Consider the following 23,156-nt stretch of genomic DNA (forward strand, 5'->3'; position numbering starts at 1 on the left):
GGGCCGGGATCAGCCGTGGACGGACATTCCGCCATCCACGGGGATGGCGGTGCCGGTGATGAAGGCGGCGGCGTCGCTCGCCAGGAAGGCGGCGATGCCGCCGAAGTCGCCGGGCCTGCCCCAGCGCTTCTGCGGTGTGCGGGCGAGCACGCTGTCGTTCAGCGTCGGGATGTCGCGCTTGGCGCCGGCGGTCAGATCGGTCTCGATCCAGCCGGGCAGGATGGCGTTGGCGGTGATGCCGTCCGGCCCCCAGGCGACCGCGAGGGAGCGCGTGTACTGCACGATGCCGCCCTTGCTGGCGCCATAGGCCGGGGAGAGCGGCAGGCCGAAGATCGACATCATCGAGCCGATGCAGAGGACGCGGCCATGGCCGCTGGCCTTCAACGCCGGATAGGCCTCGCGCGTCAGGCGCATGGCGCTGGTCAGGTTGATGTCGATCACCGCCGCCCAGTCCTCGTCGGTCACGTCCTGCGGCAGGCGGCGGATGTTGGTGCCGGCGTTGTTCACCAGGATGTCGAGCTGCCCGCTGGTCTCGGCCAGCGCGGCCTGCATGACCCGCGCCGGCTCGCCGGACCGGCTGAGATCGGCCTCGAGCGCGAAGGCGCCCTGGCCCAGCTCCGCCACGGCCGCGGCGTTCTTGTCCGGATTGCGGCCGACCACGATGACCCGCGCCCCGGCCGCGGCGAGGCCGCGCGCCATGCCGAGCCCGATGCCGCCATTGCCGCCCGTGACCAGGGCGACGCGCCCGGTCAGATCGAACATCCCAGACATTCCTGCTCTCCCTCTCGCGGCGGCCTCGCGCTTCAGGCCGCCTTGTGCTTCTCGATCATCTCGACAAAGCGGTGGAAGAGATAGTGACTGTCGCTCGGGCCCGGGCTGGCCTCGGGGTGATACTGCACGGAGAAGGCCGGGCGGTCGCTCGCGGCGATGCCCTCGTTCGAGCCGTCGAAGAGGCTGACATGCGTCACCCGCACCCCGGAGGGGAGGGACTTTTCGTCCACCGCGAAGCCGTGGTTCTGGCTGGTGATCTCCACCTTGCCCGTCGCCAGGTCCTTGACCGGCTGGTTGGCGCCGCGATGGCCGCGCTCCAGCTTGTAGGTCCGGGCGCCCAGCGCCAGCGCCAGGAGCTGGTGGCCGAGGCAGATGCCGAAGACCGGGGTGCCGGCCTCCAGCACGCCGCGGATGGCCGGCACGGCATAGGCGCCGGTCGCCGCCGGGTCGCCCGGGCCGTTGGAGAGGAAGACGCCGTCCGGCTGATGGCGCAGGATCTCCTCCGCGGTGGCGGTGGCGGGCAGCACCGTCACGGCGCAGCCGGCATCGGCCAGGCAGCGCAGGATGTTGCGCTTGGCGCCGTAATCCACGGCGACCACCTTATGCCTGCGCACCGGGTTCTTCTCGAAGCCCTGGCCCCAGGACCAGAGGCCCTCCTCCCAGGCATAGGGCTGGCGGCAGGAGACCTCGCGCGCCAGGTCCATGCCCTCGAGCCCGGGCCAGCCGGCGGCCTGCGCCTTCAGGGCCGCGAGGTCGAAGCGGCCATCCGCCGGATAGGCCAGCACGCCGTTCGGCGCGCCGCCGTCGCGGATGCGGGTGGTCAGCGCCCGCGTGTCCACCCCGGCGATGCCGGGGATGCCGTGGCTCTTCAGCCAGTCGTCCAGGTGGCGGGTGGCGCGGTAATTGGCCGGCTCGGTCAGGTCGAGCTTGACCACCAGGCCGCGCGCGGCGGGGGTGATGCTCTCGCTGTCCTCCGCATTGGCGCCGACATTGCCGATATGCGGGAAGGTGAAGGTGATGATCTGCCCGGCATAGGAGGGATCGGTCAGGGTTTCCTGATAGCCCGTCATGCCGGTGTTGAAGCAGATCTCCCCGACGCTCGCCGTCCGCGCGCCGAAACCCACGCCCCAGAAGACGCTGCCATCGGCCAGCACCAGGACCGCGGTGGCGCCCGCCGGCGGCTGGCCCGGCGGGGTGCCGGACGCGTCGGGGGTCGGGGTCGCAGCGGCCATGCTCGTCGTCTCCGGGCTCGGGTCGGGTTGCGGGGCGGGGGGCATGTCCTGGCTGGTGGCGGCCAGGACGGCCAGCGGCAGGCCCGAGGCGGCGCTGAGGGCGGCCCAGTGCTTGGGCGGGATGGCGCGGGCCTGTCGCCACTTGCGCACGGCCTCGGTGCCGACGCCACAGGCCTTGGCCACCGCCTCGGCGCCACCCATCAGGGCAAGGATGTCTTCCACGGTCCGCATGGGACGGTTATCTGGGAAAAAATTTCCCAAAACAAGGATTCCTTGACGCCATTCGATGATTCTTCGTCCGTCAGGCAGATAGGGGAAAAATTTCTGGGAAGAATTTTCCCAGGCGACGAGGCTGTGTGTCGCCCCTTCACCATTGTCCTGCCGGGGCGGGCGGGCTTTATAGCCCCGCATCAGGGCCGGCCGGCCTCACCTCCCGGCGAGCCGGCCGCGAGAAGGAGAAGACCGATGAGCCTGCGCGCGCGCTTCACCGAGAGCCTGAAGGCCGCCATGCTGGCCAAGGACGCGGCGCGGACCTCCGCTATCCGCATGATCCTGGCGAAGCTGAAGGACACCGACATCGCCGCGCGTCCGGCCGGGGTGGAGCAGGTGCCGGAGGAGCAGATCGTCGCCATGCTGCGCGGCATGGTGAAGAGCCGGCGCGAGAGCGAGGCGATGTACCGCCAGGGCAACCGTCCCGAGCTGGCGGAGAAGGAGGCGGCCGAGATCGCGGTGATCGAGGGCTTCCTGCCGCAGCAGATGGACGAGGCGGCGATGCGCGAGGCGGTGGCCGCCACCGTGGCCGAGACCGGCGCCGCCTCGGTGAAGGACATGGGCAAGGTGATGGCGGCGCTGAAGGCGCGGCACGCCGCGACGATGGACATGGCCAAGGCGGGGCCGATGGTGAAGGCGGCGCTGGGCGGCTGAGGCCGTGCATCGGGGCGGTGAACCCATTAAGGGTGGACCGCCATGTCGCTTCCGCCCGATTTCCTGGAGGAGCTCCGCCTCCGCACGCCGCTCCCGGGACTGATCGGGCGCAATGTCCGGCTGACCCGGGCCGGGCGGAACTGGCGCGGCTGCTGCCCCTTCCACGGCGAGAAGACCCCCTCCTTCTACGTCTATGACGACCACTACCACTGCTTCGGCTGCGGCGCGCATGGCGATGCCATCGCCTATGTCATGCAGAGCCAGGGCGCGAGCTTTCCCGAGGCGGTGGAGCGGCTGGCCTCCGAGGCCGGGATGGAGGTGCCGAAGGCGACCCCGCAACAGGCCCGGCGGGAGGCGCGGCAGCGCGACCTGCATGCCGTCATGGAGGCCGCCGCGGAGGCCTTCCAGCGCCGGCTGCGCCTGCCGGAGGGCCGCGCCGGGCTCGACTACCTGCGGCGCCGGGGGCTGACCGAGGAGACCATCCGCCGGTTCGGCCTCGGCTGGTCCGGCGGCGGGCGCGGCGCCCTGGCGGCGGACCTGAAGCCGCAGGGCATCGAGCCGCGCCAGCTCGTCGAGGCCGGGCTGATGCGGGCCGGCGAGGACGAGGCGGCGCCCACCGACCTGTTCTTCAACCGGGTGATGTTCCCGATCCGCGACCGGCGCGGCCGCATCGTCTCCTTCGGCGGCCGCCTGCTGGGCGACGGGCAGCCGAAATACGTCAACGGGCCGGAGACCGGGCTGTTCTCCAAGCGGCGCAACCTCTACGGCATCGACCTGGCGCGCGACGCCGCCTTCCGCGGCGCGCCGGTGGTGGTGGTGGAGGGCTACATGGATGTCATCGCCCTGCACCAGGCGGGCTTCGGCGGCGCCGTCGCCCCGCTCGGCACGGCGCTCACGGAGGAACAGCTCACCACGCTGTGGCGCCTGACGCCGCAGCCCGTGCTCTGCTTCGACGGCGACGCCGCCGGCGCCCGGGCCGCCGCCCGCACCGCCATCGAGCTGGCCCTGCCGATGCTCGACAGCCCCGAGCGCCGGCTGGGCTTCGTCACCCTGCCGGCGGGGGAGGATCCGGACACGCTGGTGGGGAAGGGGGGCGCGCGCGCCTTCCAGGCCGTGCTGGACGCGGCACGGCCGCTCTCCTCGGTGCTCTACGACATGCTGGCGGCGCAATCCCCCGGCGCCTCGCCCGAGGCGCGGGCGGCGCTGCGGCACCGGCTGGTCGCCGCCGCCGGGAGCATCCCGGACAAGATCCTCGGCGCCGAGTACCGCCGGCAGCTGCTCGACCGCTTCTTCGAGGAGGGCCGCCGCGCCGCGCCCGCCCGGCCTGTCTCCCGCGCGGCCGGTCGGGAGATGGGGCGGGCGGGCGGGCGCCAGGGCTGGGGCGCCCCGCCGCCGCTCAACCTGCCCCGCCCGGACATCGACCCCGCCCGGGTGCGGCTGGAGCAGGCGCGCTGCCTGCTGGCGCTGGTCGTGGCCCATCCCTGGCTGCTGGCCGAGGTGGAGGAGGCGCTGGGGCAGCTCGACCTGCCCTCCGGCCTGCCGGACCGGCTGCGCGGCGTCCTTCTCGCCTGGCATGGCGGGGCGGAGGCGCCGGACCCCGAGGCCCTGGCCGGGCACCTGCGGCAGGCCGAGCCGGAGGGGCTCGACTGGGTGCGGCGCTTCGACGGCATGCCGGCCGCCGCCGCGGCCGATGCCCTGCCCAAGGCGGTGGCCGAGGCCTGGTGGCACTTCTTCGGCCGCTTCCGGGGCGAGGCCGCGCTGCTGCAGGAGCGGCAGGAGGCGGCCCGCGACTTCGCCGCCTCGGGCGATGCGGCGGCGCAACGGCGCCTGATCCGTCTGAACGAATTGCTGGCGGCGCAGCGGCGCGGCGAGATGGAGGACGAGACCGCCGGCGAGGGCGGCTGAACGGGGGCGTGGCAATCTCCGGGGTGCTCTTGTGCTGCGGGGTGCGGGGGCGTTATGGCCCCGGATGGAGGCGGCGATCGGGGGTGCAACCCGGCGCGGTATTCGGCCCCCGCCACGGCGGGGCCCTGGGACCCAGACGAGAGTTCCGGTTGTCCTCGCGGGCTGCCGGACAGCGTCAGACGGAGCGGATCGGCATGGCGAGCAAGGTCGCGAACAGCACCGACACGGTCGAGAACCGCGATGAGGCCGTCGAGGGGGCGCTCCTCGACACGGTCGCGGCGGCGGTCAAGAAGCTGGTCGTGCGCGGCAAGGAGCGCGGCTACGTCACCTATGACGAGTTCAACCAGGCGCTGCCGGACAGCCAGGTCTCCTCCGAATTCATCGAGGACACCATGGCGATGCTGAGCGATCTCGGCGTCAATGTGGTGGAGGCCGAGGAGCCCGAGGACACCGAGACCGCCGCCGCCAAGCCCGCCGCCAAGGCGGAGGGCGAGGAGGAAGAGGAGGAGGAGGACAGCTCCGGCAACGTCAACGAGGAAAGCCTCGGCCGGACCGACGATCCCGTCCGCATGTACCTGCGCGAGATGGGCAGCGTCGAGCTGCTCTCCCGCGAGGGCGAGATCGCCATCGCCAAGCGCATCGAGGCGGGGCGGGACGCGATGATCGGCGGGCTCTGCGAGAGCCCGCTCACCTTCCAGGCCATCCTCACCTGGCACGAGGCGGTCAAGGACGGCCGCATGCTGCTGCGCGACGTGATCGACCTCGAGGCGACCAACGCCGCCGACAGCCCCGACGTGCCGCCCGCCGCCGAGGCGGAGGAGTTCGAGGAGGGCGAGGAAGGCGAGGGCATGGGCCTCTCCCTCTCCGCCCTGGAAGAGAAGCTGAAGCCCGAGGCGCTGGCGACCTTCGAGGCCATCGAGGACCTCTACACCAAGCTGCAGAAGCTGCAGTCGAAGCGGATGGAGGCCTATACGGCCGGCGAGGAGTTCGCCGCCCGCACCGAGAAGACCTATGAGCGGCAGCGCCAGGAGCTGGTCGCGCTGGTGCAGCGGGTGCAGCTGCACAACAACCGGATCGAGGAGCTGGTGGACCAGCTCAAGGGGCTGAACCGCCGCATCACCGGGCTGGAGGGGCAGGTGCTGCGCCTGGCCGAGGCCAGCAAGGTCAAGCGGGACGACTTCCTGGACCACTGGCGCGGCGCGGAGATCGACCCGGCCTGGTTCGAGCGCATCGCGGCCCTGCCGCAGAAATCCTGGAAGAATTTCGTCGAGCGCTCGCGCGCCGAGGCGGAGCAGATCCGCGGCCAGATCGGCCAGACCGCGGCGCTGACCGGCCTGCCGGTCGGCGAGTTCAAGCGGGTCTATGCCACGGTCAGCCGCGGCGAGCGCGACATGACCCAGGCGAAGAAGGAGATGATCGAGGCCAACCTGCGCCTCGTGATCTCCATCGCCAAGAAGTACACCAATCGCGGCCTGCAGTTCCTGGACCTGATCCAGGAGGGCAACATCGGCCTGATGAAGGCGGTGGACAAGTTCGAGTACCGCCGCGGCTACAAGTTCAGCACCTATGCGACGTGGTGGATCCGCCAGGCGATCACCCGCTCCATCGCCGACCAGGCGCGCACCATCCGCATCCCCGTGCACATGATCGAGACGATCAACAAGCTGGTGCGGACCAGCCGCCAGATGCTGCACGAGATCGGCCGCGAGCCGCAGCCGGAGGAGTTGGCCGAGAAGCTCGGCATGCCGCTGGAGAAGGTCCGCAAGGTCCTCAAGATCGCCAAGGAGCCGATCAGCCTCGAGACGCCGATCGGCGACGAGGAGGACAGCCACCTCGGCGACTTCATCGAGGACAAGGCGGCCATCATCCCGCTCGATGCCGCCATCCAGTCGAACCTGCGCGAGGCCACCACCCGCGTCCTGTCGAGCCTGACGCCGCGTGAGGAGCGCGTGCTGCGGATGCGCTTCGGCATCGGCATGAACACCGACCACACGCTGGAGGAGGTCGGGCAGCAGTTCAACGTGACGCGCGAGCGCATCCGCCAGATCGAGGCCAAGGCGCTGCGCAAGCTCAAGCACCCGAGCCGCAGCCGGAAGCTGCGCTCCTTCCTGGACAGCTGAGGATGGCCCTGTCCCTGGTCGAGCCGGCGCAGCGGGTGGTGGTGGATGTCACCTTCCTGCGCATGGCCGCCCCGCCCCGGGAAGCGGCGCCCGCCCTGCCGGCCGGGCTGCGGCTGGAGCGCCTGGCGCGGTGCAGCGTGGCCTTCTACCGCTACCTCTACAACACCGTGGGGCAGGATTACGTCTGGTGGCTGCGCCGGGCCGCCAGCGACGCCGAGATCGCCGCCATCCTGGCCGATCCGGGCGTCTCCATCCATGTGCTCTACGAGGGCGGCGAGCCGGCGGGCTTCTTCGAGCTGGAGCACCGCGCCGCCGCAGGCCAGACCAACATCGCCTATTTCGGGCTGCTGCCGCATGCGGTGGGCCGCGGGCTCGGCAAGGCCTTCCTGCGCGCGGCGGTGGATGCCGCCTGGGCCGAGGGCGGCGCGCTGGTCACGGTCAACACCTGCACCGCCGACCATGCCCGCGCCCTGCCGAACTACCTGGCGGCGGGCTTCACGCGGCTGCGGACGGTGCGGGAGGTCTGGCCGGTGCCGCTGCGCCTCGGCCTGAAGGTGCCGGAGCGGCTGCTGGCCTGACCCGGCCTCGCCCCCTGGCCGGTGGGGAGAGGCACCGCCGTCATCCCCCCGCCCGGCCGGGGCCCGTTACTTCGCCGCGGTGATCTGCCGGGTCAGGATCTCGGCCGCCTGGGCGGCGTCGCCCCAGCCCTTCACCTTCACCCACTTGCCAGGCTCCAGGTCCTTATAGCGGGTGAAGAAGTGCTCGATCATGTCGCGGGTGATCTTCGGCAGGTCGTCCATCTCCTTCACCTCGGTGAAGACGAGGGAGATCTTGTCGTGCGGCACGCAGATGAGCTTCTCGTCCTGGCCGCTCTCATCCTCCATGAACAGCACGCCGATCGGCCGGGCGCGGATCACCGCGCCGGGCACCACCTGGGCGGGCACCAGGACCAGGGCGTCGGACGGGTCGCCGTCATCGGCCAGGGTGCCGGGGACGAAGCCATAGGCGGCCGGATAGGCCATCGGGGTGAACAGGAAGCGATCGACGATGACGGCGCCGCTCTCCTTGTCCACCTCGTACTTCACCGAGCTGCCCTGCGGGATCTCGATCACGACGTTGATGTCGTGCGGCGGGTTCTTGCCGGTGGAGAGCTTGGTCACGTCCATAAGGGGCCATCCATCATCTGGCGTCGGAGCCACGGCTGTTAGCAGGGGCCGGCGGCGGCGTCCATGCGGGAGGCCGGGTTGGGATGCCTGGGCGTCTGGGCCCTTGCCGGGCCCCCGGCCGGTCGCGCAGCATGGCGGCCGGAGGATACGAGCATGACCACCCGCCGCCGCCTGCTGGCCACCAGCCTGGGTCTTCCCCTGGGTCTTCCCCTGGGTCTCGCCCTGGCCGCTGCCGGGCCGGGGCGGAGCGCCGGGGCGCAGGAGGCCGCGCCACCGGTGCCGCGCCGCGACTTCACCGTCCAGGGCTACACGACGCGCGGTGGCGCCACCCTGCCGGCCATCCGCACCGGCTACCAGACCGCCGGCAGGCTCAACGCCGCCGGCGACAACGCCGTGCTGATCACGCATTTCTTCAGCGGCAACGGCCAGGCCTTCGGCCGTAACGACCCGGACGGGCCGCTCGGCTGGTGGGACGCCGTCATCGGCCCCGGCCGCCCGATCGACACCGACCGCTACTTCGTCGTCGCCGCGGACAGCCTGGTGAACCTCAACGCCCCCGACCGCTACACCGTGACCACCGGCCCCGCCTCGGTGAACCCCTCGACCGGCCGGCCCTGGGGCATGAGCTTCCCGGTGGTCTCGATCCGCGACTTCGTCGAGGTGCAGAAGCGGCTGCTGGAGCATCTGGGCGTGAGGCGGCTGGCCCTGGTCGCCGGGCCGAGCATGGGGTCGCTGCAGGTCATCGAATGGGCGGCGGCCTATCCCGAGATGGTCGAGCGCGCCATGCCGGTGATCGGCACCGGGGAGATGGATGCCTGGATGCTGGGCTGGCTCGACCTCTGGGCGGCGCCGATCCGCACCGATCCGAACTGGCGGGGCGGCGACTACTACACCCAGGGGCGCGACCCGCCGATCCGCGGCCTGACCGAGGCGCTGAAGCTCGTGACGCTGCATTCGCGCGACCGCGGCTGGGCGGCGGCGCAGTTCGGCCGCCGCCCCGCCGAGGGGCAGGACCCGGCGCGGCGCATCCAGGACCGCTACGCCATCGAGACCTGGCTGGAGGGCGCGGCGGCGGCGCGGGCGCGGCTCTCGGACGCCAATTCCTTCCTCTACCTGGTGCGCGCCAACCAGCTCTTCCTGAGCGAGTACGGCAGCACGGCGGAGGCCCTGGCGCGCAGCCGGGCGCGCTGGCTGGTCGTGCCCAGCCGGGGCGACCGGGTCTTCCCCCTCGAATACAGCCGCGAGCTGGTGGCCGGGCTGCGCGCCGCCGGCCAGGCGGTGCAGGAGGCCGAGCTTTCGGGCGGGCTCGGGCATCTGGAGGGCGTGGCCAACATCGCCCAGGCGGGAGAGGCCATTCGCGGCTTCCTTGCCGCCTGAGCGCCGCCGGTCTAGCTCTTGGCCGGAAGGGGCGCGATTCGCCGCCCCCGCCCTCCCGGCGCGCCCGTAGCTCAATGGTCAGAGCGGGCCGCTCATAACGGCTTGGTTGCGGGTTCGAGTCCTGCCGGGCGCAGGGGAGGGGGCAGGGAAGGGCGCGGGGAAACCCTTACGCTTGGCGCGCGGCGCCATGCTGGCTAGAACCGGGGCCGAACCTCTGCCCCGGGATATGTCCGACCATGGCCGCTCACCAGTACGTCTACGTGATGAAGGATCTCACCAAGTCCTACCCGGGCGGGCGCGAGATCTTCAAAGGCATCACCCTCTCCTTCCTGCCCACCGCCAAGATCGGCGTGCTCGGCCCGAACGGCGCCGGCAAGTCCACGCTGATGCGGATCATGGCGGGCATGGACCGCGAGTTCGGCGGCGAGGCCTGGGCGGCCGAGGGCGTCAAGGTCGGCTACCTGCCGCAGGAGCCGCATCTCGACCCGGACAAGACGGTGGGCGAGAACGTCCGCGACGCCTTCGGTTCGCTGGCGGCGGATCTGGAGCGCTTCAACGAGATCTCGATGAAGTTCGCCGAGGAGATGAGCGAGGAGGAGATGAACACCCTCCTCGCCGAGCAGGCCGAGCTGCAGGAGCGGATCGACGCCGCCAATGGCTGGGATCTGGACCGCACCATCGACATCGCCCTCGATGCGCTGCGCTGCCCGCCCGCCGACAGCCCGGTGACCAACCTCTCGGGCGGCGAGCGGCGCCGCGTCGCGCTCTGCAAGCTGCTGCTGGAGAAGCCCGACCTCCTGCTGCTCGACGAGCCGACCAACCACCTCGACGCCGAGAGCGTGTCCTGGCTGGAGAAGACGCTGCGCGAGTACCAGGGCGCGGTGCTGATCGTCACCCACGACCGCTACTTCCTCGACAACGTCACCAACTGGATCCTCGAGGTCGATCGCGGCCGCGGCATCCCGTATGAGGGCAACTACTCCGCCTATCTCGCCGCCAAGCGCAAGCGGCTGCAGCAGGAGGAGAAGGAGGAGAGCACCCGCCAGCGCCAGCTCGCCGAGGAGCAGGAGTGGATCGGCCGCAGCCCCGCCGCCCGCCAGGCCAAGAGTAAGGCGCGCATCCAGGCCTATGAGGAGCTGCTGGCCAAGAGCCAGGAGCGCGCGCCCGACCCCACCGAGATCCAGATCCCGCCCGCCCCGCGGCTGGGCAACACGGTCATCGAGGCCGAGGATCTGCGCAAGGGCTTCGGCAACAACCTGCTGATCGACGGCCTGTCCTTCAAGCTGCCGCCCGGCGGCATCGTCGGCGTCATCGGCCCGAACGGCGCCGGCAAGTCCACCCTGTTCAAGATGATCACCGGCAAGGAGAAGCCGGATGGCGGCACGCTGCGGATCGGCGAGACCGTCTCCCTCGGCTATGTCGACCAGTCGCGCGACACGCTGGATGACAAGCGGACCGTCTGGCAGGAGATCTCCGACGGGCAGGACCTGATCACCATGGGCAAGCGCAGCGTGCCCTCGCGCGCCTATGCCGCCGCCTTCAACTTCAAGGGCTCCGACCAGCAGAAGCCGGTGGGCGTGCTCTCGGGCGGCGAGCGGAACCGGGTGCATCTGGCGAAGATGCTGAAGGAGCCGCACAACGTCATCCTGCTCGACGAGCCGACCAACGACCTCGACGTGGACACGCTCCGCGCGCTGGAGGAGGCCTTGCAGGACTTCGCCGGCTGCGCCGTGATCATCAGCCACGACCGCTGGTTCCTCGACCGGCTGGCCACGCACATCATGTCCTTCGAGGGCGACAGCCACGTCGAATGGTTCGAGGGCAACTACCAGGCCTACGAGGCCGACCGACGTCGACGTCTTGGCGCGGCGGCCGATCAGCCGCACCGGATCAAGTACCGGCCGCTCACCCGGTAAGCCGGTGGACATGCCGGCGCGGGTGGAATCCCCGCACACGGTGCGCACCGCCCGCCTGGTGCTGCGCCCCGTCGAGCCGCGGCATCTGGCCGATCTTGTCGCCCTGAAGGGGGACGAGGCGGCCTTCGGCCTGATGCTGCACGGCCTCCGCACGCCCGAGCGGGCAGCGGAGGAGTTGCGCGACGACATCGAGTTCTGGTCGGTGCGGGGCTACGGCACCTGGGCGGTGCACCGTGGCGAGGACGAGGCCTTCCTGGGCATCGTCGGCCTGATGGAGCGGCCGGACGGGCGGGGGGTGGCGCTGCGCTTCGCCCTCTGGCCCTGGTCGCGCGGGCGTGGCTATGCGCGGGAGGCGGCCCGTGCGGCGCTGGACTTCGGTCATCGCGCCGGGCTGCCGCGCATCATCGCGGTGGCGCGGGAGAGCAACCTGGCCTCCCGCGGGGTGCTGGGGGATCTTGGCCTGCGGGCCTGCGGCCGCTTCATGCACCAGGGCCATCCGATGATGGTGTTCGAGAGCCTGCGCGCCCCGCCGCCCCTGGCGCAGCAGGGGGGCTGAGGAGAAGGGGAGGATTGTGGCGACGCGGTCACAGCCCGCGATGAACACAATCCCGCCACAATTCCTTCCATCGAGATTATCGAGTTTTTTCAATTGATTATGATCAAGATGTAAGGTTTCGCTTGGATGAAATAAGGCGGTCCCGCCTTATTTTCACTTGTGTCGCTGCGTCGCACAAAAGATAAGGAGGCCGGGGAGCAAACGGACCAGCGCCTGAGGGGGCCTGATGTCGTCGTTCCGCAGCATCCTGACCGGTCTTTTCGTCGGCCTCCTGGCGCTGGGCGCCAGCCCGCCCCTTCGCGCCCAGTCGGTGGAGCCGCTGTCTCCGGCCGAGGCCGGCTTCACGCTGCGCGCCGCTTTCGGAGGCGCCATGCCCTATGCCCGGCGGGAATCCTTCGTGGTGGCGACGCTGGCCGGTCCCGCCGCCGGCCGCCGCCTCTCCCTGGCCAGCACCCTGCCGCTCTCCGGCCTGGTCCGGCCGGTCTTCGACGCCCGGCCGCAATACGTGCTCGGTGCCGGCCTCGGCCTGGCCGAGATCGGCGGCGCCCGGCTGTCGCTCGACGGGCTGATCTCGGCGGGGGCGGAGCCGCCCGCGGGGGAGGAGCGCCGCCCGCTCCTGGGCCTCGCCCGGTTGCGCCTGGTGTTCTGAGCCGGCGCCTCAGCCGGCGGCGGCCAGCCGGGCCATCGCGGTGGCGGTGGCGTCGTCGGCCGGGAAGAAGGCCTCGATCGTCACTTCCGACAGCGTCACATCCACCGCCGTGCCGAACACGGTCGTGGTGCTGAGGAAGCTGAGCGGCCCGGCCACGCCTGCCAGCCGCAGCGGCACGGCGATGCCGCCCTCCTCCACCGGCGCCGCCCGGGCGCCTCTCGCCTGCGGCGGCGGTGGATAACCCTTCAGCTCCTCCAGCAGCCGCAGCAGCGCGGCGTCCGATGAGGCCTGCACCTCGTGCGCCAGCCGCGCCAGCAGGTGCGCGCGCCACTCGGCGAAGTTCAGGATGCGCGGCGCCAGCCCTTCCGGGTGCAGGCTGAGGCGCAGCACGTTCACCGGCGGCTGCATCAGAGGGCCGGACACGCCGCCCAGCAGCCGGAACACGGCGGCATTGGCCGAGAGCAGGGTCCAGTACCGGTCCACCGCCAGGGCCGGATGCGGCATGTGGCCATGCAGGATGCGCTCCACGGCCTGCCGCGCCGCCGCCAGCTCCGGCGCCTGCAACGGCCGCTCGCCATAGGCCGGCGCGAAGCCCGCCGCGGCCAGGATGGCGTTGCGCTCGCGCAGCGGCACGCGGAGCTGCTCCGTCAGGTGCAGCACCATCGCGCGGCTGGGCATGGCGCGGCCGGCTTCCAGGTAGCTCAGGTGCCGCTGCGAGATCTCGGCCTCCAGCGCCAGCGCCATCTGGCTCAGCCGCCGCTGCTGCCGCCAGTGGCGCAGCAGCGCGCCGGCGGTGGGACGCTCCGTGCTCATCATGCGCCGAACCTAGCCAGCCCTCCCGCCGCCCGACAATGACCTCCGAGGTTATCGCGCCGCTCCCGCCTCCCGGCCCAGCATCGGCCCGCCGGCACCGCATCCCGTGGCGCCGCGAGCGACCGAGGAGCTTGCCATGACCACGCCTATTCCCTCCCTCCGCGCCCTACTGGGGCTCGATGCGCTGAGCTGCGCCGGCATGGGCGCCGTGCTGCTGGCGGCCCCCTCCGCGCTGGGCGGCTGGATGGCATTGCCGCCGGCGCTGCTGAGCGGGGCGGGGCTGGCGCTGCTGTCCGTGGCGGCCTTCATGGCCTGGCTGGCGCGCGGGCCCGGCGTGCCGCGCTGGGGGCTGCGCCTGGTGGTGGCCGGCAACCTGCTCTGGGTGGCGGCGAGCCTGCTGCTGCCGTTGCTGGGGCTGGTCTCCCCCAACGCGGCGGGCTGGGCCTTCCTGCTGGGCCAGGCGGGCTTCGTCGGCATCATGGCCTGGCTGGAGGCCACGGCCGGGCGCGCCCCGTCGGTGGCGGTCTGATGCGCGCGGAGGATCGGGCCATGACCTGCCATGCCGTCGGTCTGCTGCACGCGGTGGAGATGGGCCCGGAGATCGTGGCCTACCTCGAAGGGATCGACGCCACGCTGGCGCCCTTCGGCGGCCGCTTCCTGATCCATGGCGGGCCGCGGGAGGCGCTGGAAGGGCAGTGCGACCGCGACCTGATCGTCATCGCCTTTCCCGACCGGGCGGCGGCCCGCGCCTGGTACGCCTCGCCAGCCTACCGGGCCATCCTGCCCTTCCGCCAGCGCCATGCGAAGGGAGAGGTCTTCCTGATCGACGGGGTGGAGGAGGGGCACCGCGCGGCCGACATCCTGCGCGGGGCCTGAAGCCTCAGGCGCCGCGCCGCCGGCGCAGCAGCCGCACCCCGAGCAGGGCGCCGCCGATCACCAGGAAGGACAGGGCGGTGGAGACGGTGCCGAGCGCGTAGAGCACCGGCGTCGTCACCGTTGTGGTCATGCCCAGGATCTCTAGCGGCAGGGTGTTGCCGCTGCCGGCCGTGAGCAGGGTGCGGGCGAATTCGTCGAAGGACAGGGTGAAGCCGAACAGGGCGATGCCGACCACGCCGGGCGCGATGATCGGCAGCACGACGTGCCGGAAGCCCTGCCACGGCGTGGCGCCGAGGTCGCGCGCCGCCTCCTCCCAGCTGCGGTCGAAGCGGTTGAACACGGCGAAGATGATCAGCAGGCCGAAGGGCAGCGTCCAGGTGAGCTGCGCGCCGAAGGCCGAGGAATACCAGGCCGGCTCCCATTCCATCAGCGTGAACAGCAGCCCGATGCCGAGGGAGACCAGGATCGAGGGCACGATCAGGCTGGCCAGCGTCAGGTAGAACAACGCGCCGCTGCCGGCGAAGCGGCGGCGGAAGGCCATGCCGGCGGCGAGCGAGACGACCACCGTGCAGGCCGTGACCATTGCCGCCAGGGCCAGGGTGCGGCGCATGGCGGCGCCGAGGTCGCCCACCGCCTGGGGCTGGAACAGCCGCGTGAACCAGACCGTGCTGACACCGTTCATCGGGAAGGTCAGCCCGCCATCCGGCCCCTGGAAGGAGAGGATGGCGATGGTGATGGTCGGGCCGTATAGGAACAGCAGGAAGGCGGCGAAGAGCGCGCCAAGCAGCAGGCGCGCGGCACGGCCGGGCATCTCAGAGCTCCTTGCGGATATCGATGGCGCGCAGCATGGCGGCGACCAGCAGCAGCACCATGGCCAGCAGCACCACCGCATTGGCCGCGGCGGCGGGATACTGCATCAGCCCGATCTGGTTCGAGATCATCAGCCCGACCGAGGCGCTCTGCCCGCCGCTCATCAGCCGCACGGTGGCGAAGTCGCCCATCACCAGCACGACGACGAAGATCGAGCCGATGCCGATGCCCGGCTTGCAGAGCGGCAGGATGACGCACCAGAGCGTCTGCCAGAAGCCGGCTCCCGCATCGCGCGCCGCCTCCAGCAGCCGGTGGTCGATGCGCATCATGGTGTTGAAGACCGGCACCACCATGAACAGCGTGTAGAGATGCACGAAGGCGAGGATGACGGCGAAGTCGGAGAACAGCAGGAACTCCAGCGGCCGGTCGATGGCGCCGAGCCCGATCAGCGTGTTGTTCAGGATGCCGTTGCGCCCGAGGAAGGGGATCCAGGCGATCATGCGGATCAGGTTGGAGGTCCAGAACGGCACCGTGGTCAGCACGAAGAGCAGCATGCGCCAGGTCGGGTCCCGCACCACGAAGGCCAGGAAATAGGCCAGCCAGAAGCCGAGCAGCAGCGTGATCGCCCAGGTCAGGCCGGCGAACCAGAGGGTCTTGAGATAGGTCTGCCACGTGACCCAGGAGGAGAACACCTCCCGGTAGTTGGTCAGCACGAAGTCGGGGATCAGGCTGAAGCTGTCGTAATCGTAGAAGCTGACGACCACCAGCATCGCCATCGGCACGACGAGGAACACGGCCAGCACCAGAGCCAGCGGCGCGGCCTGCAGCCAGGGCATCCATCGGGACATGAAGGGCATCACTCCGGGCCGGAAGCCCGGGAGGGCGCGCGGCCCCCCGGGATGGTGTCGCGCGGGACAGGCCGCGCGGGAAGCCTCAGGCGGCGATGAACTCGTTCCACTTCTGGACCATGTAGCGGTCCTGATCCATCACCGAGTTCCAGCAGACCACCCGGCCCATGCGCTCGGCGAAGGCGCCGCCGTCGCGCACCGCGCCCGCCTTCTCCATCTCGCGGCCATCGGGCGAGAGGATCGGGGCGGTGGCGGGCTTGCCCTCCATCCAGTAGCCCCACTCATTCTCGCTCATGTTCTGCTTCGCCGTCTCCAGCACCGCCGAATAGTAGCCCTGGCGGTTGAGGAAGGCGCCGGCCCAGCCGGAGAGATACCAGTTGAGGTATTCATAGGCGGCGTCGAGCTGCAGCCCCGAGACGTGGCGCATGACGCCGAGGCCCGAGCCCCAGGCGCGGTAGCCCTCCGCCAGCGGCTGGTAGGTGCAGGGGATGCCGCGCGAGCGGACCGCGGCGACGGCGGGCGACCACATGGACTGGATGACCACCTCGCCCGAGGCCATCAGGTTGACGCTCTCGTCGAAGGTCTTCCAGAAGGCGCGGAACTGCCCGGCGCGCTTGGCCTCGATCAGGAAGGCGATGGTCTTGTCGATCTCCTCGCGCGTCATGTTGCCCTTGTCGCCGTATTTCACGACGCCGGCGCTCTCGGCCACCATGGCGGCGTCCATGATGCCGATGCCAGGGATGTTGAGGATCGAGGCGCGGCCCTTGAAGGCCGGGTCCATCAGGTCCTTCCAGTGGCTGATCGGCCGGCCGACCAGATCGGGGCGGATGCCGAGCGTGTCGGCGTTGTAGATGGTGGGCAGCAGCGTCATCAGCTCGGTGCGCTTGCCGGCGAAGCTCTTGGCATCCCTGCTGTCCACGAAGCCGACGGAGAAGGGCGAGGTGCCCTGGCCCATCTGGCTGTCCGGCGTCAGCTTCCCCGTGGTGAAGATCGGCACGAGCTTGTCGATCAGCTTGATCCGCGTCGTGTCGATCGGCTGCACCGCGCCGGTCGGATAGACCTTCTTGATCGAGAAGTACTCGATGTCGGCGATGTCGAAGCTGCGCGCCTGGGTGGCGGCGCGCTGCGCCACGGCATCCGTGTCGGTCACGGTGAGCTGCAGGGTGAAGCCGAGATCCTTCTTCACCTGCTCGGCGATCGGGTTCAGCCCGGACACGCCGGTGCCGATCTGGCGCAGCGTCACATCCTTGATGTTCTGCGCCCAGATCGTCGGGAATCCGGTGATGGCGCCGCTGCCCAGCGCGGCGCCGGCCAGCGCCAGGGCGCCGCGGCGGGTGAGGGCGGTCTTCGTCTCGTGCATCGTCAGGCGCTCCTGTCAGGCGGGGGGCAGGGCATGCGCGTCCTGCGCAGACCAGCCGAGGGTGGCGGCCTCCCCGGGCGCGACCGGGGCGGCGTGGAAGCTGGCATCGGGCAGCAGCGCCTCGGCCGTCTGCCCGTCCGCCGCGCGGAGCACGACGCGCACCGCGCTGCCCTGGTACTCGACGGCGGTGACCTGTCCGGCGAGGTTGAGCCCGGCGCGGTCAGGCCCGGCGAGGTCAGGCCCGGCGGCGGCCGGGGCGAGGCGCGTGCGGTCCGTGCGGATGGCGAAGCGGCCCTGCGGCAACTCCAGCACGTTGTGGCCGCCGATGAAGCGGGCGACGAAGGCGCTGGCCGGGCGCTCGAAGATCTCGCGCGGCGGCGCGGCCTGGGCAATGCGGCCATGATCCATCACCACGGCGAGGTCGGAGAGCGCCATGGCCTCCTCCTGCCCGTGCGTGACATGGATGAAGGTGATGCCGAGCTCGCGCTGCAGCCGCTTCAGCTCCTCGCGCATCTGGCCGCGCAGGAAGGGGTCGAGGGCGGAGAGCGGTTCGTCGAGCAGCAGCACCTTGGGGCGGGTGATCAGGGCGCGGGCCAGGGCGACGCGCTGCTGCTGGCCGCCGGAGAGCTGCGCGGGCAGACGGTCCGCCATCGTCTCGAGCTGCACCAGGCGGAGGAACTCCCGCGCCCGCGCCAGGCGCTCCGCCTTGCCCACCCCGCGCATGCGCGGCCCGAAGGCGATGTTCTCGAGCGCCGAGAGGTGCGGGAACAGGGCGTAGCTCTGGAACATCATCGCCGTGCCGCGCTCGGCCGGCTTCAGGTCCGTGACGTTGCGCCCGGCCAGGAGGATGTCTCCCGCGCTGATGCTCTCATGGCCGGCGATCATCCGCAGGGTGCTGGTCTTGCCGCAGCCGGAGGGGCCGAGCAGGCAGCAGTAGCTGCCGCCGGGGATCAGGAGGGAGAGGCCGTCCACCGCGACGGTGGCGCCATAACGCTTGGTGACGCCGATCAGCTCCACATCCGGCCGCAAGCCCGTCCTCCTCCTGCCATCCGCCGCCCCCATGCAAGCGCCGCACCAGGGTGACGCCCGCCGGCGCGCCGGCGATCGGCACCACGGTCGGAAGGGCGGATTGCCCAGGATGAAGGCAGATGCTCCCGCCACCGGCCGGGGCTCTGCCGGCCTCCTGGGCACCTCCTTCATTCTGAGGATGCGAGGAGGACTTGTGTCTCTTAATCTGGAAGGACAGGACAAAGGACCTTCATGCCGGACACCACCTCCACGATCTGCGGGACCTGCCCGTCCCTGGCGGACATGGCCTGTTTGGTGCCGACGCTGAATGCGGTGGTGGACGCAGCCTGGCATCCCGGCTGGGCGCCCGCCGCCCTGGTGCGCCTGGTCCAGTTCTGCGGAGCGCTGCGCGAGGGGACCGATCCCGAGAAATGGGCGATGCTTCGGCACAGCCTGCGGGAGCATCCCGTGCGCCGCCTGGTGATGGAGGACCCGCTGGCCCGGCTGGCGCTGGAGCATCCTGGCGACACGGCCGGCCATCCCCTCCTGCGCGACCTGCTGCTGGGCCTGGGCGAAGGGCCGCGGATGCTGGAGCAGGCCTCGCGGGCCGGGCGGGATCTTTTCGCGGTCTCCTCGCAGATCGGCCTGCCAGCCGGGTTGAGGGGCCAGGCCGCCTTCCTGGCCAGCGTGGTCGAGGGGATGCTGGAGCGGCAGCCGGGGGCGGAAATCCTCACGCTCGGCGCGGGCCATCTGCGCGAGGCCGCCCTGGTGCGGCAGCGCGGCGCCATCGGCCGCTGGGTGGCGCAGGCCACGGAGCAGGACGTCCTGACGCGGATGCGGGACAGCCTGCCGTCTGGTCTGCCGGTGCGGAGCCTGCGCTGCAGCCTCGGCGGCTTCGTGCGCCGGCCCTACATGCGCGGCTGCTTCGACCTCATCCTGCTGCCCCTGCTGCCGGATGCGCTGGATGCCAACGGGCTGCGGAACCTGGCCGATGCCGCCTTCGCGGCGCTCAAGCCCGGCGGGATGCTGCTGATCGGCAGTCCCGCCGGTCCGGCGCCGGAAGCGGCCTGGATGGAGGCCTTCCTGCACTGGCGCCCGGCCTGGCGCACAACGCAGGACCTGCTGGCGGCTTTCGCGGTGCTGCCGCCGGCCCAGCTCACGACCTGCCGCGCCTTCAGCAGCCCGGAAGGCCGGCTGGTCTATGCGGTGGCGGAGCGCCGGCGGCGCTGAGGATCAGCGCCCTTCGCGCGCCGCCAGGGCGGCGATCTGCCGCCGCATGGCGTCGAGCAGGGCGGAGACCTGCCCGCCATTGCGGCTGATCACCGCCGAGTACTCGCTGCGCTGGGTCAGGCGGAGCGACGTGCCCTCGGCGATCACGTCCACCACGCGCGGCTGGCCGCCGACCTCGCTGACCCGCCAGTCGAGGCTGAAGGGGGCGCTGTTGGGTCGCTCGATCACGGTGTTCACCAGCGCGTCATCCTCCGTGCGCTGCTGGCTGCGGCCCAGGCTGAAGCGCACCCCCTGATACTCGCCGAAGCGCGCCGAGAGGTTGCGGATCAGGGTCTCCTCGAAGAGCCGCATGTATTCCTGCTGCTCGGCGGGCGTGGCCACGCGCCACCACCGGCCGAGCACGAAGCGGCCCACGCCCTCGACATCCACGGCGCGGCGCAGGATCGCGGCCACCTGCTGGCGCCGCGTGGCGATGTCCTGTTGCGCGTTGATCGCGCTCACGAGATCCCGGCCGGTGGTCTCGATGAAGCTGCCGGCCCGGCCGATATCGACCTGCGCGCGCGCGGCGCCGGCGGCCAGGAACTGCGCGGTGAAGGGAAGGGCCAGCGCGCTGGCCAGGAGAAGGCGGCGGTTCATCCGGTTCGATCTCATTCCTTGCCGAGCGGAGCGGGGGAGGGGCGCGTGTCCAGCGGCCCGCCGATGCCGAAGCCGGTGGCCCGGGCCTCCGGCGCGGTGCCGCCTCCGTTGCGGATCTCGTAATTGCGGCCCTGGCGGTAGGCGCTGCGGATGGTGCTGTAGGGGTCGAGACTGGTCGCCCTGACGTCCGCGATGGTGTCCAGCAGCCCCTCACGCGTATCCAGGATGGTCAGCCCGGTCTGCACCCAACCCAGTGTCTCCGCCGTGTTGTCCCCATTGGCCACCACCCAGGTGATCGGGTTGGCGGCGATGTCGACTCCAAACCCCACAAGGTCGCGCGGGTTGCTGGGGCCGAGCACGGGGATGAACAGATAGGGGCCTTCGCCCAGGCCCCAGACGGCGAGGGTCTGACCGAAATCCTCGCCATGGCCGGGCAGGCCGACCTCCTTCGCCACGTCGAACAACCCGCCGATGCCGAAGCTGCTGTTCATCAGGAAGCGGGCCAGGGTGGTGGCGCTGCGCTCCACGCTGCCCTGCAGCACGTCGTTCATGAAGATCACCGGGCTGCGCAGGTTGGTCAGCACATTGCGCACGCCGCCCCGCACCGGCTGCGGCAGGACGAAGCGGTAGACCCGCGCCGCGGGCTCCAGCACGACGGTATCGATGCCCTCGTGCACCGCGTACATGCCGCGGTTGAAGGGCTCCAGCGGGTCGTTGTTCTGCTCGAACTCCGCCAGCGCCTCGGGATCGCTGGCCGGCGGCCGCGTGGCGCAGGCGGACAGGGCGAGCAGGCCGAGCAGCAGGAGAAGCGGGCGGCGGACGGGCATGGTGGGCAGGGTTCCTGACGGCGCGCGGCACGGCGCTGGCTACGGGTACATACATCCGCGGATGGATGTATGGAACAGGCTATGGCCAAGTCTCAGTGAACAACGTTCCGCGACGACGAGGGATAGCATTCTCCCGGCCGCGGGGACGCAATTTCTCCCGGATGTTCCATTTTCCCTGGACGTTCAATTTCTCCCGGGTCTGCGGTAGAGAGGAGGCATGAGCCATCTCCCCGACCACGCCAATGTTGCCCCTGCCGCCGCGGATCTCTCCGCCGGCGCGAGTCCCGGGACCCTGCAACGCTGGCTGACGGGACCCCGGGTCGCCGGCCTGCCCCTGCCGACCGAGCTGCCGCCGCCGGCGCTCTCCTTCGAGTTCTTCCCGCCGCGCACCGAGAGCCTGGAGCAGCAGCTCTGGGCCTGCGTGCGGCGGCTCGAGCCGCTGGCGCCGCGCTTCGTCTCCGTCACCTACGGCGCGGGCGGCACCACGCAGGAGCGCACCCATGCCACGGTGGCGCGGCTCGTGCGGGAGACCTCGCTGACCCCGGCGGCGCACCTGACCTGCGTCGGTGCCAGCCGGGCCGAGGTGGACGAGGTGGCGCACCGCTACTGGGCGGCGGGCGTGCGCCATATCGTCGCCCTGCGCGGCGACGCGCCGGCCGGGCAGGAGAGCTATGTGCCGCACCCGCAGGGCTATGCCTATGCCGCCGACCTGGTGGCCGGGCTGCGGCGCGCGGGCGAATTCGAGATCTCGGTCGCCGCCTATCCCGAGACGCATCCCTCCGCCCGGTCGGCGCAGGAGGACCTCGACAACCTCAAGCGCAAGATCGATGCCGGGGCGACCCGCGCCATCACCCAGTACTTCTTCGACACCGAGGTCTATCTGCGCTTCCTCGACCGGGCGCACGCCGCCGGCATCACCGTGCCGATCGTGCCGGGCATCCTGCCGGTCTCCAACTTCACCCAGGTGGCCAAGTTCTCGGCCATGTGCGGCGCCAGCGTGCCGGCCTGGATGGGCCGCCTGTTCGAGGGGCTGGACGATGATCCCGAGACCCGCCGCATGGTGGCGGCCGCCCTCGCCGCCGAGCAGGTGCGGCTGCTGCAGGCCAACGGGGTGGACGAGTTCCACTTCTACACCCTGAACCGCGCCGACCTGACCTATGCCATCGCCCATATCCTGGGCGCCCGGCCGATGCGGCAGGCGCCGGCCGACCCGGCCTAGGCCGGCCGCGCCGGGCTCTCCGGCGCCAGCCGGCGATAGACCGGGCGCAGCAGGAAGGGGCTGAGGAAGAGCGGGAACTGGCAGAGCGCGCAGAAGATCAGGATGCGCGCATCCGCCGTCGCCGGCAGCACCGCGAGGTAGAGCGCCATGTTGCGGTTGCCGGAGAGCAGCCCGGCCGACAGGCCGAGCCGCCATCCGGCCGGGCGGAAGGCCAGGGCGGTCAGGGCGTTCAGTCCGAAGCAGGTGGCGAAGGCCAGCAGCAGCCCGCCCAGCATCATCGCCGGCGCCTGCAGCATCCGCCCCAGCATGCCGTCCATCACCCCGAAGCCGTAGACCACCACCAGCAGCACCGAGGCGCCATCCACCGCCCGGCCCCAGCGGGCCAGCCGCGCCGGCCCGGCCAGGGCGCGGATGGCGAGCGAGACCAGCAGCGGCAGCCCCACCACCAGCAGCAGGCGGGCCGTCAGCCCGCCGACCGTCAGCGCCAGGTCGATGCCGAGCAGGCCGAGCGCCAGCGGCGGCGCGGTGAAGGGCAGCAGCAGGGTGGAGAGCAGGGCCACCACCAGCGCGATCTCGCCATCCAGCCCGACCAGGCGGGCGAAGGCGGGGGAGGAGGTCGCGGCGCAGCCGGTCGCCATCACCACCATGCCGGCGCCGAATCCCGCCTCCAGCCCGGCCGTCCGCACCACCGCGTAGGTGACCAGCGGGCAGGCCAGGAGCAGCCAGGCCAGCAGGGCGGCGACCAGCAGCGGGCGGCGCAGATAGGCCAGCACCTGCGCCGGATCGACCCGCAGCAGCACCAGCGTCATCAGCACCACGACCGAGGGGGTGAGCAGCGGCCGCGCGGCGCTGGCGAGCGGCGGCAGGAAGAGGCCCGCGAAGATGGCCAGGGCGAGCAGCGGCCCCCCCTGGC

Annotated in this window: 23 protein-coding genes and 1 tRNA gene; 13 read left to right on the forward strand and 11 right to left on the reverse strand. The window is 71.4% G+C overall.

The genetic code is table 11. The features are described 5' to 3' along the window. Positions 1-9 precede the first annotated feature (9 nt). Positions 10-762, reverse strand: coding sequence for an SDR family NAD(P)-dependent oxidoreductase (locus D9598_RS08800; protein ID WP_232477029.1), 753 nt, complete (start codon positions 760-762; stop codon positions 10-12). Positions 763-803: 41 nt separating this feature from the next. Next, positions 804-2,234, reverse strand: coding sequence for a glutamine-hydrolyzing carbamoyl-phosphate synthase small subunit (gene carA, locus D9598_RS08805; protein ID WP_198366071.1), 1,431 nt, complete (start codon positions 2,232-2,234; stop codon positions 804-806). A 234-nt stretch (positions 2,235-2,468) separates the two neighbouring features. Between carA and D9598_RS08810 the strand changes: the two genes are divergently transcribed. The 4 genes from D9598_RS08810 to D9598_RS08825 all read left to right on the forward strand — a co-directional run bounded on the left by D9598_RS08810 (position 2,469) and on the right by D9598_RS08825 (position 7,530). Further along, complete coding sequence (locus D9598_RS08810) at positions 2,469-2,927, forward strand: GatB/YqeY domain-containing protein (protein ID WP_198366072.1); 459 nt, start codon at positions 2,469-2,471, stop codon at positions 2,925-2,927. Between the two features lie 42 nt (positions 2,928-2,969). Next, positions 2,970-4,832 carry a DNA primase gene (dnaG, locus tag D9598_RS08815; protein WP_198366073.1) on the forward strand — a complete coding sequence of 621 codons (1,863 nt, stop codon included), beginning with the start codon at positions 2,970-2,972 and terminating at the stop codon, positions 4,830-4,832. Positions 4,833-5,026: 194 nt separating this feature from the next. Continuing rightward, complete coding sequence (rpoD, locus tag D9598_RS08820; protein ID WP_198366074.1) at positions 5,027-6,952, forward strand: RNA polymerase sigma factor RpoD; 1,926 nt, start codon at positions 5,027-5,029, stop codon at positions 6,950-6,952. A gap of 2 nt (positions 6,953-6,954) precedes the next feature. Further along, positions 6,955-7,530: a GNAT family N-acetyltransferase gene (locus D9598_RS08825; RefSeq protein WP_198366075.1), complete on the forward strand. Its 576-nt coding sequence runs from the start codon at positions 6,955-6,957 to the stop codon at positions 7,528-7,530. Positions 7,531-7,596: 66 nt separating this feature from the next. Here the strand turns inward: D9598_RS08825 and ppa are convergent, their stop codons facing one another. Further along, positions 7,597-8,118 carry an inorganic diphosphatase gene (ppa, locus tag D9598_RS08830; RefSeq protein WP_198366076.1) on the reverse strand — a complete coding sequence of 174 codons (522 nt, stop codon included), beginning with the start codon at positions 8,116-8,118 and terminating at the stop codon, positions 7,597-7,599. Positions 8,119-8,271: 153 nt separating this feature from the next. Here ppa and D9598_RS08835 point away from each other — a divergent pair, with 153 nt between their 5' ends. The 5 genes from D9598_RS08835 to D9598_RS08855 all read left to right on the forward strand — a co-directional run bounded on the left by D9598_RS08835 (position 8,272) and on the right by D9598_RS08855 (position 12,616). Beyond that, positions 8,272-9,495 (forward strand): homoserine O-acetyltransferase, encoded by a 1,224-nt coding sequence (locus D9598_RS08835; RefSeq protein WP_198366077.1) that lies wholly within the window; start codon positions 8,272-8,274, stop codon positions 9,493-9,495. Between the two features lie 60 nt (positions 9,496-9,555). Next, a tRNA-Ile gene (locus D9598_RS08840) sits at positions 9,556-9,628 on the forward strand. A 103-nt stretch (positions 9,629-9,731) separates the two neighbouring features. Next, positions 9,732-11,411, forward strand: coding sequence for an energy-dependent translational throttle protein EttA (ettA, locus tag D9598_RS08845; protein WP_198366078.1), 1,680 nt, complete (start codon positions 9,732-9,734; stop codon positions 11,409-11,411). A gap of 10 nt (positions 11,412-11,421) precedes the next feature. Beyond that, complete coding sequence (locus tag D9598_RS08850) at positions 11,422-11,967, forward strand: GNAT family N-acetyltransferase (RefSeq protein WP_232477030.1); 546 nt, start codon at positions 11,422-11,424, stop codon at positions 11,965-11,967. Between the two features lie 226 nt (positions 11,968-12,193). Beyond that, positions 12,194-12,616: a hypothetical protein gene (locus tag D9598_RS08855; protein WP_198366080.1), complete on the forward strand. Its 423-nt coding sequence runs from the start codon at positions 12,194-12,196 to the stop codon at positions 12,614-12,616. A gap of 9 nt (positions 12,617-12,625) precedes the next feature. On the opposite strand, the gene D9598_RS08860 is transcribed toward D9598_RS08855, so the two are convergent. Further along, positions 12,626-13,432 (reverse strand): helix-turn-helix domain-containing protein, encoded by an 807-nt coding sequence (locus tag D9598_RS08860; RefSeq protein WP_232477031.1) that lies wholly within the window; start codon positions 13,430-13,432, stop codon positions 12,626-12,628. Positions 13,433-13,565: 133 nt separating this feature from the next. Here D9598_RS08860 and D9598_RS08865 point away from each other — a divergent pair, with 133 nt between their 5' ends. Both D9598_RS08865 and D9598_RS08870 read left to right on the forward strand, forming a co-directional pair. Further along, entirely contained in the window at positions 13,566-13,958 is a 393-nt protein-coding gene (locus D9598_RS08865; RefSeq protein WP_198366081.1) for a hypothetical protein, read from the forward strand. Positions 13,959-13,978: 20 nt separating this feature from the next. Continuing rightward, complete coding sequence (locus D9598_RS08870) at positions 13,979-14,305, forward strand: DUF1330 domain-containing protein (protein ID WP_198366082.1); 327 nt, start codon at positions 13,979-13,981, stop codon at positions 14,303-14,305. Between the two features lie 4 nt (positions 14,306-14,309). Here D9598_RS08870 and D9598_RS08875 read toward each other — a convergent pair whose 3' ends face one another. From D9598_RS08875 to D9598_RS08890, 4 genes are all read right to left on the reverse strand, one after another. Beyond that, positions 14,310-15,116 (reverse strand): ABC transporter permease, encoded by an 807-nt coding sequence (locus D9598_RS08875; protein WP_198366083.1) that lies wholly within the window; start codon positions 15,114-15,116, stop codon positions 14,310-14,312. 1 nt (position 15,117) lies between these two features. Continuing rightward, positions 15,118-15,963: an ABC transporter permease gene (locus D9598_RS08880; RefSeq protein WP_198366084.1), complete on the reverse strand. Its 846-nt coding sequence runs from the start codon at positions 15,961-15,963 to the stop codon at positions 15,118-15,120. A gap of 85 nt (positions 15,964-16,048) precedes the next feature. Continuing rightward, positions 16,049-17,323, reverse strand: a complete 1,275-nt coding sequence (locus D9598_RS08885; protein ID WP_198366085.1) for a PotD/PotF family extracellular solute-binding protein — start codon at positions 17,321-17,323, stop codon at positions 16,049-16,051. 15 nt (positions 17,324-17,338) lie between these two features. Continuing rightward, positions 17,339-18,352, reverse strand: coding sequence for an ABC transporter ATP-binding protein (locus D9598_RS08890; protein ID WP_198366086.1), 1,014 nt, complete (start codon positions 18,350-18,352; stop codon positions 17,339-17,341). Positions 18,353-18,583: 231 nt separating this feature from the next. On the opposite strand from D9598_RS08890, the gene D9598_RS08895 reads away from it, so the two are divergent. Continuing rightward, complete coding sequence (locus D9598_RS08895; RefSeq protein ID WP_198366087.1) at positions 18,584-19,561, forward strand: hypothetical protein; 978 nt, start codon at positions 18,584-18,586, stop codon at positions 19,559-19,561. 3 nt (positions 19,562-19,564) lie between these two features. Here D9598_RS08895 and D9598_RS08900 read toward each other — a convergent pair whose 3' ends face one another. Next, positions 19,565-20,197 carry a phospholipid-binding protein MlaC gene (locus D9598_RS08900; RefSeq protein WP_232477032.1) on the reverse strand — a complete coding sequence of 211 codons (633 nt, stop codon included), beginning with the start codon at positions 20,195-20,197 and terminating at the stop codon, positions 19,565-19,567. Positions 20,198-20,208: 11 nt separating this feature from the next. Next, positions 20,209-21,024 (reverse strand): VacJ family lipoprotein, encoded by an 816-nt coding sequence (locus tag D9598_RS08905; protein WP_198366089.1) that lies wholly within the window; start codon positions 21,022-21,024, stop codon positions 20,209-20,211. Positions 21,025-21,241: 217 nt separating this feature from the next. Here D9598_RS08905 and metF point away from each other — a divergent pair, with 217 nt between their 5' ends. Further along, complete coding sequence (gene metF, locus D9598_RS08910) at positions 21,242-22,243, forward strand: methylenetetrahydrofolate reductase (protein ID WP_198366090.1); 1,002 nt, start codon at positions 21,242-21,244, stop codon at positions 22,241-22,243. Here metF and D9598_RS08915 read toward each other — a convergent pair. Further along, positions 22,240-23,052 carry a hypothetical protein gene (locus tag D9598_RS08915; protein WP_232477033.1) on the reverse strand — a complete coding sequence of 271 codons (813 nt, stop codon included), beginning with the start codon at positions 23,050-23,052 and terminating at the stop codon, positions 22,240-22,242. The genes metF and D9598_RS08915 overlap by 4 nt on opposite strands. Positions 23,053-23,156: the final 104 nt, after the last annotated feature.

It is taken from the genome of Roseomonas sp. KE0001 (assembly GCF_016107285.1).
Lineage (GTDB): Bacteria > Pseudomonadota > Alphaproteobacteria > Acetobacterales > Acetobacteraceae > Pseudoroseomonas.

What these genes read in the sequence shown, in the direction of transcription:
- D9598_RS08865 (WP_198366081.1), top strand. Translation starts at nt 13,566, where the DNA reads ATGACCACGCCTATTCCCTCCCTCCGCGCCCTACTGGGGCTCGATGCG.
- metF (WP_198366090.1), top strand. Translation starts at nt 21,242, where the DNA reads ATGAGCCATCTCCCCGACCACGCCAATGTTGCCCCTGCCGCCGCGGAT.
- D9598_RS08870 (WP_198366082.1), top strand. Translation starts at nt 13,979, where the DNA reads ATGACCTGCCATGCCGTCGGTCTGCTGCACGCGGTGGAGATGGGCCCG.
- rpoD (WP_198366074.1), top strand. Translation starts at nt 5,027, where the DNA reads ATGGCGAGCAAGGTCGCGAACAGCACCGACACGGTCGAGAACCGCGAT.
- D9598_RS08900 (WP_232477032.1), bottom strand. Translation starts at nt 20,197, where the DNA reads ATGAACCGCCGCCTTCTCCTGGCCAGCGCGCTGGCCCTTCCCTTCACC.
- D9598_RS08895 (WP_198366087.1), top strand. Translation starts at nt 18,584, where the DNA reads ATGCCGGACACCACCTCCACGATCTGCGGGACCTGCCCGTCCCTGGCG.
- D9598_RS08905 (WP_198366089.1), bottom strand. Translation starts at nt 21,024, where the DNA reads ATGCCCGTCCGCCGCCCGCTTCTCCTGCTGCTCGGCCTGCTCGCCCTG.
- carA (WP_198366071.1), bottom strand. Translation starts at nt 2,234, where the DNA reads ATGCGGACCGTGGAAGACATCCTTGCCCTGATGGGTGGCGCCGAGGCG.
- D9598_RS08880 (WP_198366084.1), bottom strand. Translation starts at nt 15,963, where the DNA reads ATGTCCCGATGGATGCCCTGGCTGCAGGCCGCGCCGCTGGCTCTGGTG.
- D9598_RS08860 (WP_232477031.1), bottom strand. Translation starts at nt 13,432, where the DNA reads ATGATGAGCACGGAGCGTCCCACCGCCGGCGCGCTGCTGCGCCACTGG.
- D9598_RS08800 (WP_232477029.1), bottom strand. Translation starts at nt 762, where the DNA reads ATGTTCGATCTGACCGGGCGCGTCGCCCTGGTCACGGGCGGCAATGGC.
- D9598_RS08915 (WP_232477033.1), bottom strand. Translation starts at nt 23,052, where the DNA reads ATGACGCTGGTGCTGCTGCGGGTCGATCCGGCGCAGGTGCTGGCCTAT.
- D9598_RS08885 (WP_198366085.1), bottom strand. Translation starts at nt 17,323, where the DNA reads ATGCACGAGACGAAGACCGCCCTCACCCGCCGCGGCGCCCTGGCGCTG.
- D9598_RS08875 (WP_198366083.1), bottom strand. Translation starts at nt 15,116, where the DNA reads ATGCCCGGCCGTGCCGCGCGCCTGCTGCTTGGCGCGCTCTTCGCCGCC.
- ppa (WP_198366076.1), bottom strand. Translation starts at nt 8,118, where the DNA reads ATGGACGTGACCAAGCTCTCCACCGGCAAGAACCCGCCGCACGACATC.
- D9598_RS08835 (WP_198366077.1), top strand. Translation starts at nt 8,272, where the DNA reads ATGACCACCCGCCGCCGCCTGCTGGCCACCAGCCTGGGTCTTCCCCTG.
- D9598_RS08850 (WP_232477030.1), top strand. Translation starts at nt 11,422, where the DNA reads ATGCCGGCGCGGGTGGAATCCCCGCACACGGTGCGCACCGCCCGCCTG.
- D9598_RS08825 (WP_198366075.1), top strand. Translation starts at nt 6,955, where the DNA reads ATGGCCCTGTCCCTGGTCGAGCCGGCGCAGCGGGTGGTGGTGGATGTC.
- ettA (WP_198366078.1), top strand. Translation starts at nt 9,732, where the DNA reads ATGGCCGCTCACCAGTACGTCTACGTGATGAAGGATCTCACCAAGTCC.
- D9598_RS08855 (WP_198366080.1), top strand. Translation starts at nt 12,194, where the DNA reads ATGTCGTCGTTCCGCAGCATCCTGACCGGTCTTTTCGTCGGCCTCCTG.
- D9598_RS08810 (WP_198366072.1), top strand. Translation starts at nt 2,469, where the DNA reads ATGAGCCTGCGCGCGCGCTTCACCGAGAGCCTGAAGGCCGCCATGCTG.
- dnaG (WP_198366073.1), top strand. Translation starts at nt 2,970, where the DNA reads ATGTCGCTTCCGCCCGATTTCCTGGAGGAGCTCCGCCTCCGCACGCCG.